This window comes from Bacillus sp. AFS002410 (genome assembly GCF_002556365.1).
Lineage (GTDB): Bacteria > Bacillota > Bacilli > Bacillales > Bacillaceae_G > Gottfriedia.
This window is the reverse complement of sequence record NZ_NUEU01000031.1, coordinates 1-14,443: the sequence shown is the minus strand read 5'-3', so window position 1 is coordinate 14,443 and position 14,443 is coordinate 1. Positions and strand designations below refer to the sequence as shown.

The 14,443-nt window shown below is 31.9% G+C and carries 16 protein-coding genes and 1 other annotated feature; of the genes, 6 read left to right on the top strand and 10 right to left on the bottom strand.

Translation table 11 applies throughout. The features are described from left to right. Window positions 1–58: 58 nt before the first annotated feature. The gene (locus CN692_RS17485; protein ID WP_098120440.1) at window positions 59–838 is read right to left on the bottom strand and encodes a phosphatidylserine decarboxylase; all 780 of its coding nucleotides are present in this window, start codon (window positions 836–838) and stop codon (window positions 59–61) included. A gap of 319 nt (window positions 839–1,157) precedes the next feature. Between CN692_RS17485 and CN692_RS17480 the strand changes: the two genes are divergently transcribed. After that, window positions 1,158–1,781 carry a GTP pyrophosphokinase gene (locus tag CN692_RS17480; protein ID WP_373604946.1) on the top strand — a complete coding sequence of 208 codons (624 nt, stop codon included), beginning with the start codon at window positions 1,158–1,160 and terminating at the stop codon, window positions 1,779–1,781. A 94-nt stretch (window positions 1,782–1,875) separates the two neighbouring features. Here CN692_RS17480 and CN692_RS17475 read toward each other — a convergent pair whose 3' ends face one another. Continuing rightward, window positions 1,876–2,280, bottom strand: coding sequence for a hypothetical protein (locus CN692_RS17475; protein WP_098120438.1), 405 nt, complete (start codon window positions 2,278–2,280; stop codon window positions 1,876–1,878). 325 nt (window positions 2,281–2,605) lie between these two features. Between CN692_RS17475 and CN692_RS17470 the strand changes: the two genes are divergently transcribed. From CN692_RS17470 to crcB (CN692_RS17460), 3 genes are read left to right on the top strand one after another with little or no spacing between them, the layout of a single operon-like run. Further along, window positions 2,606–3,367, top strand: coding sequence for a CPBP family intramembrane glutamic endopeptidase (locus CN692_RS17470; protein WP_098120437.1), 762 nt, complete (start codon window positions 2,606–2,608; stop codon window positions 3,365–3,367). A 49-nt stretch (window positions 3,368–3,416) separates the two neighbouring features. After that, entirely contained in the window at window positions 3,417–3,806 is a 390-nt protein-coding gene (gene crcB / locus CN692_RS17465; RefSeq protein ID WP_098120436.1) for a fluoride efflux transporter CrcB, read from the top strand. Next, window positions 3,803–4,159 carry a fluoride efflux transporter CrcB gene (crcB, locus tag CN692_RS17460; protein WP_257131569.1) on the top strand — a complete coding sequence of 119 codons (357 nt, stop codon included), beginning with the start codon at window positions 3,803–3,805 and terminating at the stop codon, window positions 4,157–4,159. Before crcB (CN692_RS17465) ends, crcB (CN692_RS17460) begins: the two co-directional genes overlap by 4 nt. 44 nt (window positions 4,160–4,203) lie before the next feature. Here the strand turns inward: crcB (CN692_RS17460) and CN692_RS17455 are convergent, their stop codons facing one another. Next, window positions 4,204–4,656 (bottom strand): SRPBCC domain-containing protein, encoded by a 453-nt coding sequence (locus CN692_RS17455; RefSeq protein WP_098120434.1) that lies wholly within the window; start codon window positions 4,654–4,656, stop codon window positions 4,204–4,206. Between the two features lie 180 nt (window positions 4,657–4,836). On the opposite strand from CN692_RS17455, the gene CN692_RS17450 reads away from it, so the two are divergent. After that, window positions 4,837–5,385: a GNAT family N-acetyltransferase gene (locus CN692_RS17450; RefSeq protein WP_098120433.1), complete on the top strand. Its 549-nt coding sequence runs from the start codon at window positions 4,837–4,839 to the stop codon at window positions 5,383–5,385. 207 nt (window positions 5,386–5,592) lie between these two features. Here the strand turns inward: CN692_RS17450 and CN692_RS17445 are convergent, their stop codons facing one another. From CN692_RS17445 to CN692_RS17435, 3 genes are all read right to left on the bottom strand, one after another. Then, window positions 5,593–6,825 carry an aminopeptidase gene (locus tag CN692_RS17445; protein WP_098120432.1) on the bottom strand — a complete coding sequence of 411 codons (1,233 nt, stop codon included), beginning with the start codon at window positions 6,823–6,825 and terminating at the stop codon, window positions 5,593–5,595. A 193-nt stretch (window positions 6,826–7,018) separates the two neighbouring features. Further along, complete coding sequence (locus CN692_RS17440) at window positions 7,019–8,119, bottom strand: prephenate dehydrogenase (protein WP_098120431.1); 1,101 nt, start codon at window positions 8,117–8,119, stop codon at window positions 7,019–7,021. 32 nt (window positions 8,120–8,151) lie between these two features. Further along, window positions 8,152–9,234 (bottom strand): bifunctional 3-deoxy-7-phosphoheptulonate synthase/chorismate mutase, encoded by a 1,083-nt coding sequence (locus CN692_RS17435; RefSeq protein ID WP_098120430.1) that lies wholly within the window; start codon window positions 9,232–9,234, stop codon window positions 8,152–8,154. 96 nt (window positions 9,235–9,330) lie between these two features. Further along, window positions 9,331–9,559, bottom strand: a binding site (T-box leader). 258 nt (window positions 9,560–9,817) lie between these two features. Here CN692_RS17435 and sigK point away from each other — a divergent pair. Continuing rightward, a complete protein-coding gene (gene sigK / locus CN692_RS17430; RefSeq protein ID WP_098120429.1) occupies window positions 9,818–10,537 on the top strand; it encodes an RNA polymerase sporulation sigma factor SigK in 720 nt (239 codons plus the stop codon). A 73-nt stretch (window positions 10,538–10,610) separates the two neighbouring features. On the opposite strand, the gene CN692_RS26220 is transcribed toward sigK, so the two are convergent. From CN692_RS26220 to CN692_RS17410, 4 genes are all read right to left on the bottom strand, one after another. Then, on the bottom strand, window positions 10,611–10,844 hold the full coding sequence (locus CN692_RS26220; protein WP_098169690.1) for a YrhC family protein: 234 nt from the start codon (window positions 10,842–10,844) through the stop codon (window positions 10,611–10,613). A gap of 224 nt (window positions 10,845–11,068) precedes the next feature. After that, window positions 11,069–11,722, bottom strand: coding sequence for a TetR/AcrR family transcriptional regulator (locus CN692_RS17420; protein ID WP_098120427.1), 654 nt, complete (start codon window positions 11,720–11,722; stop codon window positions 11,069–11,071). A gap of 3 nt (window positions 11,723–11,725) precedes the next feature. Further along, entirely contained in the window at window positions 11,726–12,742 is a 1,017-nt protein-coding gene (locus tag CN692_RS17415; RefSeq protein ID WP_098120426.1) for an ABC transporter permease, read from the bottom strand. Continuing rightward, a complete protein-coding gene (locus CN692_RS17410; protein WP_142317283.1) occupies window positions 12,739–13,458 on the bottom strand; it encodes an ABC transporter ATP-binding protein in 720 nt (239 codons plus the stop codon). The genes CN692_RS17415 and CN692_RS17410 overlap by 4 nt, the downstream gene beginning before the upstream one ends. Between the last annotated feature and the right edge of the window lie 985 nt (window positions 13,459–14,443).

Below are 14,443 nucleotides of genomic sequence, written 5' to 3'. Positions count from 1 at the left end.
CCATCTTTCTAGACGATGGCTCCCATTTCGTGAAAAAAAGTGCATACTTTTATTATTTTTAATATAATTTACCAAGATTTTGACCAACTCTTATCGCTTGTCCAGACTGTAGTTTCTGATTCGGTGTAAAACTATTTGCTTCAAAAAGTAAAACAACCGTAGATCCAAAAGAAAAATAACCTACCTCTTCACCTTTTTTTAATTGTTTTTCTTTTTTAGTTACGACGATTGTATTAACAAACATCGCACCAACTTTAATCATCGCAATATGTTTATTATTATCATTGCATAATACTTCTGAAACAATGCGATAATTTTTTGAAAGTGGATCTTTACCATACGTTAAACCAGCTTTATTAACAGGATAAGATTTAGAACCTAATTCAAATTGAGAAACAACTTCGCCTTCAATCGGACTATGCATACGATGATAATGGCTAGGACTTAAATACAACACCATATAATATCCCTCATCATACTTATCTGCCATTTCCTTTGAACCTAACATATCAATAATGCTATATGTTTTTCCTTTAACGACAAATTTAATATCCATTTCAATTTTCCCACATGACTCTAACACACCATCTACTGGACAAGCTAATTCACTTACACCAGCATGAATCGGTCTAGCATTTTGCTTTAATTCCCTAGTAAACAATGCATGTAATGAAGAAAAAGCAGTTTCTTTACTCTCATCCATATTTAAATTAAACGCTTTAATATACGGCTTAATAAATAGCTTACTCAATCTAGAAGTAGAAAACCTACGCAAAAGACCTGAAGTAAAACGATTATTGGTCAATTCAATAAACAAACGATAAAAACTCTGTTTCATCTATGTACCCCTAACTCAAAATATATATATAATTTATAACACATTATATCAAAACTAACAAAACCCAAAATAAAGCCCACAGTAGTTTATTTTATCTTTAATCTAGCACTAATTTAATGAATTTAAACTCAAGATTGAAGCTTTTGAATCGAATATTATAAAACAATCTATTCACTGCACCTACTAAACCCATGATCTTGTACTATTGTCTCCCTGCACTTCCTATACTCTATGTCTTGAACTAATCTTCTTGTTACAAATAATTCACACTAAGTTCACATTGGACTGATAGAATACTTACGTAATATACATTAGGAGGTTGCCTATCTTGAAAGAACTAAGCTTAGGTGAATGGACTAACACACTTTTAATATATAAATTTGCGTTAGATGAAATCAATACTAAAATTAAAATATTAAATGAAGAATTTACTTTAACTCATAATCATAATCCAATTGAACACGTAAAGTCTCGATTAAAAAAACCTGAAAGTATAATGGAAAAGCTTGAGCGTAAGGGATTAGAATTAACAAACGATAATCTAGAAAAATATATAAATGATATAGCTGGGGTTCGTATTAGTTGTTCATTTATTAGTGATATTTATATGATCTATGAACTTTTAAAGCAGCAAGATGACATTTATATAATAGAAGTAAAAGATTATATTAAAAATCCTAAATCAAATGGATATAAAAGTTTTCATATGATTATTGAAATCCCAATTTTCCTTGCATCTGAAACAAAAAGGGTAAAAGTAGAGATTCAAATTAGAACTGTTGCGATGGACTTTTGGGCAAGCCTTGAACATAAGATTTTTTATAAATACAATAAAAAGGTTCCAAAAGAAATAATAGATAGTTTGAATGAAGCTTCTGCAACCGTAAATTCATTAGACTTTAAAATGGAGAGGATTAGGGATCAAGTTGAGCAATTGAATTGAATCGAGCAGGATTAAAGAAAACAAGGTATATCAGTATACCTTGTTTTCTTCATGTTTTTATCAGTACTTTTCGATAGCAACTAGCAAAAACCAATCATTTTATAAATAAAATGGAGAACATAAATACAATTAGAAAATAGCAAAATAAATATGATGATAAGAACAATACTTGTGCAAAAATAAACTTAAAAATATTGTTCGTAAAGCGATCTGATTGCAAAAAATTTATGCATCCAAAGATTAAAATAATTAGAAAGAAAATAAGTATACTATCTGATACAAAAAAGCTTTTGAAGTAATAAATCCCTGTGTAATTAGAAATGACCTCAGCAACTCTATCTAAGTTCAAATCTATTGCTTTTGATTCGAATACTTGCTCCCATTCTTTTTCTTGTAAGTATGAAATGTAATAACTTGATAGTAGGGTTAAAGTTAATCCGATGGTTAAAATTGTTAAAAATTTCGACTTGTAGTACCGTAAACATTCTTGAATTATCATTAGTCAACCTCCGTATCGATTAAATTTCACACAAAAAATAAAAAGCCCTGTGATTACAAAAAGATTAACATAATTTAACAATCATCAAACAAAATGAAAGTTACAATAATTAGGACATTCTGTGTACTTTTGTACATCATTAAAGTTCTCTTTTCTATCACAAGTTAAATTGAATCTTAAATGGTTTGAAAATAATTAGTTTTATTTAATTTAATTTTGGTTCTTTCAGCTTTAAATTTAAGATAAAATAGGATATGTTAGTATAAATATAAAATAGATTGTTAGAAAGTTTGAGATCATAGATCAAAAAATTGGAGGAGCCGATTTGGATAATGAATTAAACTATAAAACACTCATACCAGAAAATATACCGAATGAACGTAAGTCTGCCATAAAAACACTTGTCTTCTATTTTTTAATATTTATAGTTGGTTTGAACTTACTTCTAGTGATTGCAACGATATGGGGTGCGATTTTTGTTAAAACCGCGCATATTAGTCTAACTAGAGAACAATTTTTAAATCTTTTAAATACTGTTTCGATTTATGCGGATTCAATCTTTGGTGTCCTCAGTTTATTTTGGCTATATTATTATACGAAGAAAAAAGGTCTTCTAACTTTAAGACGAATAAACATTACTGTAGTTGATATTGTAATTGTTTTAGGCGCATATGTGGTTCTTATTGTTTCTTCACAACTTCTTGATGTAATTTTCCAACATTTCAATTATTCGATAGCAACTCCAGATAATCAAAAAGAAGTTGAAGGCTTGCTGCTTACCAATCCAGCCCTTATGATTATTTCTGCTGTAATATTAGCACCGATTAAAGAAGAATGGATTACACGAAAATTAATCATTGGTTCTATTTTTAAACATTCTCCGATTATTGGATTGATCGTAAGTTCATTTGGATTTGGTTTATTGCATATGCTTGCTGGTTTTTCTATCTATGCATTACTGTCGTACTCTTTAGCTGGGTTAATTTTTGGTATTATTTATATCAAAACAAAAAAAATTGAGGTTACGATTTTTGCCCACTTTTTGAATAATTTAGTTTCGATTATACTTTTTTATGCTACAAACTAACAAAAACGCTCCTAGTGAGCGTTTTTATCATGTATTAATGAGGTGATTTATGAACTATTTACTTATATTTGTTGGAGGTTTTTTTGGAGCAATTCTACGATACTTATTTGGGACAGCAATTCATCCACTGACTAATGGTTTTCCAATTCATACATTTTTAATCAATATAATTGGATGCTTCTTTTTAGGATTTTTCTTACCGATGGCTAAAGTTAATCTAAAACCTGAATACACTTTATTAATTGGAACAGGTTTTACTGGAGCGTTTACAACATTTTCAACCTTTTCACTTGAAAATGTGATTCTAATTGATGAAAAAAAGATGCTAGTAAGTTTTGCCTATATACTACTAAGTTTAGTAATTGGAATAAGTTTGTCATATCTTGGTGTGAAAACGGCTGAGAAATTCAATAAAGTAAAAGGAGTAACCTCATCATGATCATTATTGGAATAGGTGGGGGAATTGGAGCAATTTGTCGTTATGCTCTTGGTAACTATGTTAATAAAAAGCATACAACAATTTTTCCTTTTGGCACCTTCGTTATAAACATACTCGGGTCGTTTATTTTAGGTTTAACTAATCATCTTTATCTAGATCAGTCCATCTCTACAACTATGTGGTTGTTTATTGGTGTAGGAATATTAGGGGGTTTTACTACCTTTTCCACATTTGGCTATGAAGCCATTCAATTAATCCTCTCAAAAAAATTCAAAACCGCTTTATCCTACATCATTTTATCTACAATTATTAGTATTTTTTGTGCATATATTGGTTTTCATCTATTCCGATAAACTAAAAACCTCTGACAAAATCTCAGAGGTTTTTAGTTTTATATTTACCAGCCAAAATCTAATGTTTTACCTGATTCTGCATATGTTTTTACATTACTTAATATCATCGGCCAACTAGATTTTGTACTTTCATATGAAGGGTGATTTTCTGGCCATTGATCGTTAACTAATGTTAGCTTTGTACACTCTCCCACTTCTTCAAGTGTAAGGGTAATTTTTGTTTCTAATTCAGCATGATTTTCACGGTAAACTGGACCAGGATGTTCTGTATAACTCATCATTTTGTAAGGTTCAAATGCTAATATTTTTCCATAAACATGTACTGTTTGATCCCCATCTTCACCTGGTCCAATATATTCATATTGCGCACCAACTTCAAATGTTGACTTCAATATACAACCGAAAAAAATTGCCTTAGTTCCTTCTGGTGTTACAAATATCTTCCAAACTTCCTCTGGTTTAGCACCAATATAAAACTCATACTTTAGATCTTCCATTTTTTCATCCTCCATTTTGTTTATGTTTAGGTGATGAATTTTGATTCTAGATGACCCTTCCATTATATACCAAAAATGATTCAACTTATAAATTCATTTGTTTTCATAAATTTATATATTAAAATTAAATCATATGAAAATAGTTAATACTAAAAATCGATTTTAATGAGGAGTGACAAGATGAATTTAACTTATGAAGTAATCGACGAAGATCAAATTGAATTATGTAGAGATTTATGTAATGAATTAATGACTTTTCAAAAGGCAAAAGCGACGATCAAACAAGAGTTGTTTGATCATATGAATTTTGATACACGAATGGTTCCTTCAGTAAAAAAAGCCATACATAATTATATTGTTATCGTAAAAGATGAAGACAAAGTCGTTGGTTATGTTTATTCAAATATTTCTCCAAAAGAGGCATATTCAAATGAATTTGCAACATTTTTTGATCTTTCCTCAGTTCATAAAAAGAATGTTGGTTGTTTGTCTCAATTTTACATAAAAGAAGAATATCGAAAATATGGCGTTGGTTCTACACTATTCAAAATGTCTATGAAGTGGCTGAAACAGTTTGATGATGTAGAGTATTATTTTATTTTTGTTTCTAATGGAAATGAGGACGCGCTTGAATTTTATAAACGTAAAGGATTTTCAGTTAGTCATACAATTTTAAATGGTTTTATTACCGTATTAAGAAGTAATGAAGTGTTCAAAGAATTTGCGTAATCCTCAGACTGTTGACAAACGCTCGCTTTCTTCGTTGCTTCGCCTGCCTGCGGTGCTCATTACCGTCTAAGGTAACTCCGCTCCTCATCAGTCTTCGCGCCTCGAAAGACAAACGCTTGCAATCAGTCTGAAAATCAGATATTTAAGACTTCGCCTAAACAAAAAAGGTATCTCAAAATAATGAGATACCCTCTTTTTTATGTTCTATTAAAATGCCCAGTTACCATTTCTCATAATTGGTTCAACTGATCCATCTTCTTTAATTCCATCGATGTTTAATTCTGGAGAACCGATCATGAAATCAACGTGAGTTAAACTTTGGTTGATTCCTAATTTTTCTTGTTCTTCAGAAGGTAATTTTTCTCCATCCTTCATATTGTTTGGATATGCTTTACCTAATGCTAAGTGGCAAGAAGCATTTTCATCATATAATGTGTTGAAGAAAATTAAACCTGTATTAGAAATTGGTGAATCATGTGGTACTAATGCAACTTCACCTAAACGGCGAGCACCTTCATCAGTATCTAATAAGTGTTGCAGTGTATCATAGCCTTTTTCAGCTGTGAAATCGACAACTTTACCATCTTTAAATGTTAAAGAGAAGTTCTCGATTAAATTTCCACCGTAATTTAATGGTAAAGTTGCTTGAACTGTACCGTTTACACCGTGGCTATGTGGCATAGAGAAAACTTCTTCAGTTGGAATATTTGGATTGAACCATTTACCATCTTCACTGTTTGCTCCGCCACCTTTCCATACATGATTATCTACTAAGTCTAGCTTCAAATCAGTACCAGGTGCAGTATAGTGTAACGTTTTATAACGCTTGTCATTTAATTGAACAACTTTTTCTTGTAAGAAATCGTTATGTTTAACCCAAGCTTCTACTGGATTTTCATTGTCAACTCGGCAAATTTTGAAAACTGAGTCCCATAGTAATTCCATAGCTTTGTCAATTTGCTCATTTGGATATACTTTTTCAGCCCATTCCACACATGGAATCGCTACGATTGACCAACGAATTCGGTCAGCCATCATGTATTCACGATAATTATGTAATGCTTGACTAGCAGTTTTATTAAAAGTAGCAATACGTTTAGGATCGATTCCTTTTAATAATTCAGGATTTGGTGAAATTACTGATAATACAGCACCACCATTTTCAGCTAATTCTTCCATTGCTGTTACTTTCCAGCCTGGGAATTCTGAAAACACTTCGTCTGGTGCTAATTCGTATTTTGTACGAGTAATTACATCATCGTTCCAATCGATATTTACATTTTTTGCTCCAGCTTCGTAAGCGTATTTTACAACTTTACGAACGAATTCTGCAGCTCCGATTGGTGCATTTATTTGTAGTGTTTGTCCTTCTACGATATTAACTCCACTTTTTACAGCAAGTTCAGCATATTTTTCTAATGATTTTTCAAACTGAGACATTGATATCCCTCCATGTTTAACTTTTTAATAACCTAACCTACTAAATTATAATATAAAGTTCAGAAAATTGGTACATAAAAGAGACTGACTATTCATTTTTATTTGAAATGTCAGAGGCTTTAACAAATAGGAACAAAACTATATCAAGTAATCGAACTTTTCAATCAAAAAAAGCACTATTAAAAGTGCTTTCTTATGAAACAATATACGTCTCATATCCATTTACATTTAAGAAGTTTTCTGCTTTCTCTCTGTCATTTTCAGTTTGAAGACTTATTCGAAGTACACCTGGTAAGCCTTCGCGTGATTCAATAATTCTCAGATTAGTAATACTTACTTGATGAATAGATAGGATTGTTGTTATATTAGCAAGCTCACCAACACGGTCTAAGACGTCAACATATAAATCAAAATAACTTGGAATGGCACCATTTGCTTTTACTGGCATATTGTCACGATAATCTTTTGAGTCCTTAAAATATTGAAAGATTTCATCTTTATTCTGATTATCTACAAGCTGATACATTTGCTTCATATCATCTATCCAGTTGGAAATTAGAGAAAGCAATATATCTTTATTTTGAATTACAATATCAGTCCACATTTTAGGACTACTTGATGCGATTCTTGTAATGTCTCTAAATCCACCTGCAGCAAGAGAGGTTACTAAGGGCTCGTCTTTTGAGTAGTTCTTAACTTGTTTTACAAGATTAGAAGCAATTAGATGTGGGAAGTGACTTACCACTCCAGTAATTTGATCATGTGTCGCTTCATCAATCACAATAAAATGTGAGCCTGTTCCTTTAAGCCATTCTTTTAATTCATCAATTTGACCATCCACAGTATTTTCACTCGGTGTCAAAATATAATATGCATTTTCGAATAAATGAACTTTCGCACTCTCAACACCAGTTTTGTGTGAACCCGCCATCGGATGACCACCAATGAAACAATATCCTTTGTCTGTAAGTGTCCTAGAGTGCTTCATAATTTCACTTTTCGTACTACCTACATCTGTTAATATGACATCATTCTTTAGTTCATATTCACTTAACATATGTATATATTTTATTGACTCCTCAACAGGACAAGAAAAGATAATTAGATGAGCCTTCTCGGCACAGGTTTTAAGCTGTACCGAGGTTTCATCTAAAACTTGAATTTTTTTTCCTATTTCAAGTTGTTTTTCGTTTATATCATAGCCAATGATATTTACATCATGAACTTTTTTTATTGCCAAGGCAATTGAGCCTCCGATTAAACCAGTGCCAATTAAAAGGACGTTCTTTTTCAAGGCTCTCACCGCCTATCTTTCATTAAGTTTAATTACCCTTGAAGCTTTGAACGGAAGTCTTTTAACTCAAACATGAACTCTTCAAATTGCGGAATATTCATTTGTTGAGCTGAATCTGATAAAGCAACTGCTGGGTCTGGATGTACTTCAGCCATTACTGCATCCGCTCCAATTGCAAGAGCTGCTTTTGCAGTTGGTAATAGTAAGTCTTTACGACCTGTAGAATGAGTAACATCGACAACAACTGGTAAATGTGTTTCTTTCTTAAGAATAGGTACAGCTGAGATATCTAATGTATTTCTTGTAGCTTTCTCATAAGTACGAATTCCTCTTTCACAAAGAATAATTTGGTCATTTCCTTGAGAAATAATGTATTCTGCAGCATTAATAAATTCTTCAATTGTAGCTGAAAGTCCACGTTTTAATAAAACTGGTTTATTTACTTGACCAACTGTTTTCAGTAAATCAAAGTTTTGCATGTTACGTGCACCGATTTGAATTACGTCAACATATTCTAATGATCTTTCAACATCATTTGGATTTAGTATTTCACTAATAACGGCTAAATCAAACTCATTTGCAACTTCTCTTAAAATTTGAAGACCTTCGTATCCAAGTCCTTGGAAATCGTATGGAGAAGTTCTAGGTTTAAATGCACCGCCTCGCATCATTGTTAAACCTTGTTGTTTCATTGCTTGTGCAACTGCACGTACTTGCTCATAGCTTTCAACTGCACATGGTCCCATAATAAACGATTGAGATCCGTCACCAAGAACGATATCATTTTTCACTGTGACAATTGTATTTTCAGGCTTTTTCTTTCTAGATACTAAAAGAGCTTTTCTGTGATCATCCTCTTGTAACTCTAAACTTGCTTGGAAAATTGTTTTAAAAATATGTTGTAATGTTGAAGTTTCAAATGGCCCTTCATTCACATTTGCAATCATATCTAAAACTTCACGCTCACGAACTGGATCGAAACGCTTAATACCATGTTTAATCTTTTGTTTACCTATCTCTTGAACAACTGCCCCACGCTCGTTTAATAATTCCACGATTTTTAAATTAATTTCATCAACCTTATCACGTAATTGCACTAATTCATTTGTACTCATTTCTTGTTCCTCCTCAAATTTTATAATTCTATTCCAATACCACTTCTTTGAAGTAAGTATGTAAAATTGAAAACAAAAAGTCCCTACTGAATAAACAGTAGGGACGAATTATTTAATCGCGGTACCACCCTAGTTGTGAACAAAAATTCTGCTCACCACCTTCATTTTGTTAACGATCAAATAATGACCGTTTCTAATTTCGTTTAACGAAATAGAAATTGCTCCAAGAATGTAATTCACCATAGCCTATGTACTGACTCGCAGCCTTCGTCAGCTCTCTTAAACAGGGAAGCTATGCTTACTGTGCTCTTTTCAACGCAATATATTTAATTGTCAAAAGATTCATTAAAAAAGTTATTAATGAGGATTATAAAGCACTTTTAAATATGCTGTCAATGCATATTTTTTTTAGAATATGTAACGATTTTTAAAAAGATACATCATTACTGAATTGGTAGCGCTTACTATTTTCAACATTTTTTTTATACTCACTACATTTTTTTTATGGTACAGACACAATGAATTTGTACAATACATAAACATATAAATAACAACTTACCTTACCTTCCTTAGGAGTGATCATATGCCTGGTTTATTTACAGCTTTAAGTCTGTTCTTAAAAGAAGTGTTTGTGTTTGTTTCGTATGTAAAAAATAATGCCTTCCCTCAGCCTCTTTCTTCAGCAGAAGAAACGCTCTATTTAAATCGTATGGCAAACGGTGATGGCGAAGCACGAAATTTATTGATTGAACATAATTTAAGGCTTGTTGCTCACATCGTCAAAAAATTTGAAAACACTGGTGAAGATGCTGAAGATTTAATTTCAATCGGGACTATTGGCTTAATTAAAGCAATCGAAAGCTTTGTCCAAGGAAAAGGAACGAAATTAGCAACATATGCTGCTAGATGTATTGAAAACGAGATACTTATGCATTTACGTGCGCTAAAGAAAACAAAAAAAGATGTCTCCCTTCATGACCCGATTGGGCAAGACAAAGAAGGAAACGAAATCTCACTTTTAGACATTTTAAAAACGGAAACAGAAGATGTAGTTGATCAAATTCAACTGAATATGGAACTTGAAAAAATCAAACAATACATTAAAATTCTTGACGATCGTGAAAAAGATGTCATTATTCAACGATTTGGTATTGATATGGATAAAGAATTAACTCAACGCGAAATTGCAAAGAAATTAGGCATTTCAAGAAGCTATGTTTCAAGAATTGAAAAACGTGCCTTAATGAAAATGTACCATGAGTTTTTAAGGGCTGAAAAAGAAAAGAAAAAGGATAAAAAATAAACCACTGATGATGAGTTCCGACTCCAATTGTTAGTCAAATCTAACGATTGGAGTCAATTCATTTTCAGTGGTTTTATGCTTGTTCTTCTTTTTGAAGTTTTCGTTTAAAATAATTTGATGTAAGGAAAAAGCCTAATGCAAAAATCAACATTGCAAAAACGACACTCTCAATTGTTAATATTTTTGTTTGAGTTAATCCGTCCTTTGGAAGAAGAGTCCCGAAATAGAAAAAAGTAGCCAATGCTGTAGTTATTGCACCGAATGTTTTAAAATCATTTACCTTTGCCTGTAGATTTTTAATATTCACGATTACTGCACCTTCCCTTCTCTTCTTTGACCTATTAACTTTAACATATTTTATACACGAAAAGAGAAGGTAATTAAAGGCAAGAAATGCAGGTATTAGGAAGAAAAAGTAGGCTGTATTCCCTACTTTCATAAGTACTCTATTATTAAAAAAAGGGACGCTACCAGTCAGTTTCCCTGACTTTTTAGCTATCCCTTTCACAAAAAGCACCTAGTCTTTTTTAACTATTCTTTAGCATCTAACCCTGCCTTAATAAACTCGATTGTGCGTTGTGTCTCTTGCTCCTCATTCCAAAACGGAATATTTTCAAGCACGATTGACGATACAACAAGGCCTATAACAGATGAAATAATCAATCTTAGTACAGTTGGAATCGGTATGTCTTTTATTTGTCCTTTATCAATAAACGATTGTAAAACAAGCGCAATTTTAGGATACATTTTCTCTTTAAAAAGTTTTTTTAATTCTTCTTGCATATCATCTTGAAATGGCATTTCTTGTATGATTATTTTTATTACAGACTTGTTTTTTTTCACAAATTCCATTCGATTTTTAATTAGTGCATGTAAAAAATCTTCAAATGTTTTGTGTTCTAAATGAAACACTGCTTTAGAAAAACGATCCATTTCAAAAGGTGCAATTGTTTTTACTAAAGTTGGCTTTATGATACTTTTTAATAATTCTTTTTTAGTTTTGAAATAACGAAAAATTGTACCTTCAGCAACATTTGCTTTTTTTGCTATTTCATTTGTTGATGTACTAACAAAGCCTTTTTCAGCAAAGATTTCGATTGCTGCTTCAAGAATTTTTATTTCTTTTTCATTCATTTGCTGTAATTTTTCTTCTGGTAAAAACTCTTCTAATTTAATTGAAAACACTCCTTAAATTGAACGCTGTTTCTTTAAAGCAATTATGTTTAAAGAAATAAACAGTATCGAAAATCCTAGTAAAATTAATAGCTGGAAGCCAACATCTACAAGGGACTGACCTTTAATCATAATTCCTCTTAGTGCCTCTGCTCCATATGTCAGTGGTAAAATGCCTCCAATAACTTTAAACCAATTTGGTAAGAACGCTGTTGAGAAAATACCTGAAAATAGTATTTGAGGAACAGCAATCACTGGAATAAATTGCACAACTTGAAATTCATTATTAGCATATGCAGATAATAACATTCCGAGTGTTAATGCAGTCATAGATAGTAAAATATTAACTACACAAACTTCCCACGCGCTTCCTACATTATACATATCCAATACTGTGATTGAAAAGATTGTGATAATAATTGATTGGATAAGAGCAAAAAATCCAAATCCTAGAATATAACCTACTACAATTTCCCATCTTTTTACAGGTGTAACTAATAAACGTTCTAGAGTTGTCGTTAATCTTTCTCGCACAAATGAAATACCTGATAAGATAAAAACAAATAAAAACGAGAAGAATCCAATAAAAATAGGTCCAATCGAATCAAACGATTCCATATTTTTACTACCGTAAATTGGATCCATTACAATTTTAAGATTAGATGGTGTGATTTCCTTCACTGCTGATTGAATCGCATCCATAACTGCAGTAGTTCTTGCTTTATCAGTCCCTTCAATCTGTACCACTATTTCTCCTGACTTAAATAAGACAGCACCATCAAGCTTCATATTTTTCAATTTATCTTTAATATCTGAAGGATTAACATTTTTTACTTTCGCATAGTCTTTCATTACATGTTCAAATGCTGGCGGGGCATCTACAAGAGCTAATGTAGGCTTTGTATCATCCTGCTTTAAGATATAAGAAAATAAAAATAATAACACAATAGGTGCTACGAAAATCATTGCAAGAGATCTTCTATCTTTTAAAAATTGTTTAATGATTCGTTTTGAAATAGCAAAGATTCTCATGAACTCACCTCATTATTAAAATATAGGTCTTCAATCTTGCCAGTTCTTGATTTCGAGATTAAATTTACAGTCGTGTCTAATGCGATTAGTTCACCTTCTCTAATTAATCCAATACGCTCGCATTTTTCAGCTTCTTCCATGATATGAGTTGTAATAATGATCGTAGTGCCTTGCTTTTTCATGTCAAAAAACTGATTCCAAATTTGCTTTCTAAGTACAGGATCAATTCCAACTGTTGGCTCATCCAGAATTAGTAATGTAGGTTTATGCAGGATTGAAATCGCTAGTGAAAGTCGCTTTTTCATCCCCCCAGAGTATTGATTAACTTGTTTACTTAATGCATCCTCTAAACCAACAATTTCAGCTACTTCCTGAATTCTCGCCTTTAGTTCTTTACCTTTCAAATTATATAGCGCTCCAAAGAAACTTAAATTATCAGCACCAGTTAAATCACTATACAATGCGTCAGATTGACCCATGTATCCTATCGACGGCAGGACGGAGAAATCAGGCATCTGTTTGTTATAAACAAGTACCTCTCCTTTTGAACTTTTATCAATTCCAGCAATCAATTTAATTAAAGTTGTTTTTCCAGATCCTGATGGGCCTAATACTCCAAAAATCTCCCCTTCTTGAATAGCCATTGAAATATTTTTTAGCACAGCTCTTTTTCCAAATAAACGATCGACCTGTTGGATTTGTACAACATTGTTCATCCTAATCCTCCGTTCAAATATATTTACCTTCATATTTTTCACAATGAGTGAGTACTCACTCCACAAATTCATCTTAAATCATTCTTTATTACGAGTCAATAAAAAGTGAGTACTCACTCATTATATTTGGATAAAAAAAGAAAGATGCCTATAAAGACATCTATCCCTAACGTCATGAACGTATCACACGATAGTAAAATACTGTGAATATGAAAATTACTTTCTCAAGCAAGGTTCATGAGTAAGTAAACTGGCAAAAATCTGTAAAACTGTTACTCATAAAGCGTTCATGAGTAAGTAAACAGGCAGAAATCTGTAAAACTGTTACTCATAAAGCGTTTATGAGTAAGTAAACTGGCAGAAATCTGAAGAATTGTTACTCATAAAGCGTTCATGAGTAAGTAAACAACCAGAAATCTGTAAAATTGTTACTCATAGAGTGTTCATGAGTAAGTAAACAGGCAGAAATACGAAAAATTGTTACTCATGGAGTGTTCATGAGTAAGTAAAATGCAAAAATATGAAAAACAGAATGCTCATATCAAGCCGTAGTGAAGTCTACTACAACCAACTTTACCAAGAATCGTCATGTTGAAATATATAATAGTCAATAATTAAAGTGTTATTAGGCGAACTATTTGATGTTAGATTTGTAAACTTTTGATGATGTTATTTACTTGTTTTAATAGTTAATTTGTAAGTGCAATACCAATAAACTTAGTCATGGATCTTTTTCAGCATAAAAAATATTGATATGTTAATTGTTTGAAGAAGAAATTCCATTACTAGTTTATAAATAGACGATTTACCGATATTAGCAATATAATCGAGTGTTTAATTTCTATTTTTCTCTAAGTAAAGGTAATCAATAAGGTTTTTGCTTTTTTATTTTGAGGAAGTTGATTGGAACGGAGGGGTTCTCGACTCCTATGGGAGATGCGGGAAGCCTGAGACCCCGCAGGCTTGCCGAGGCCACTGAAAAAGT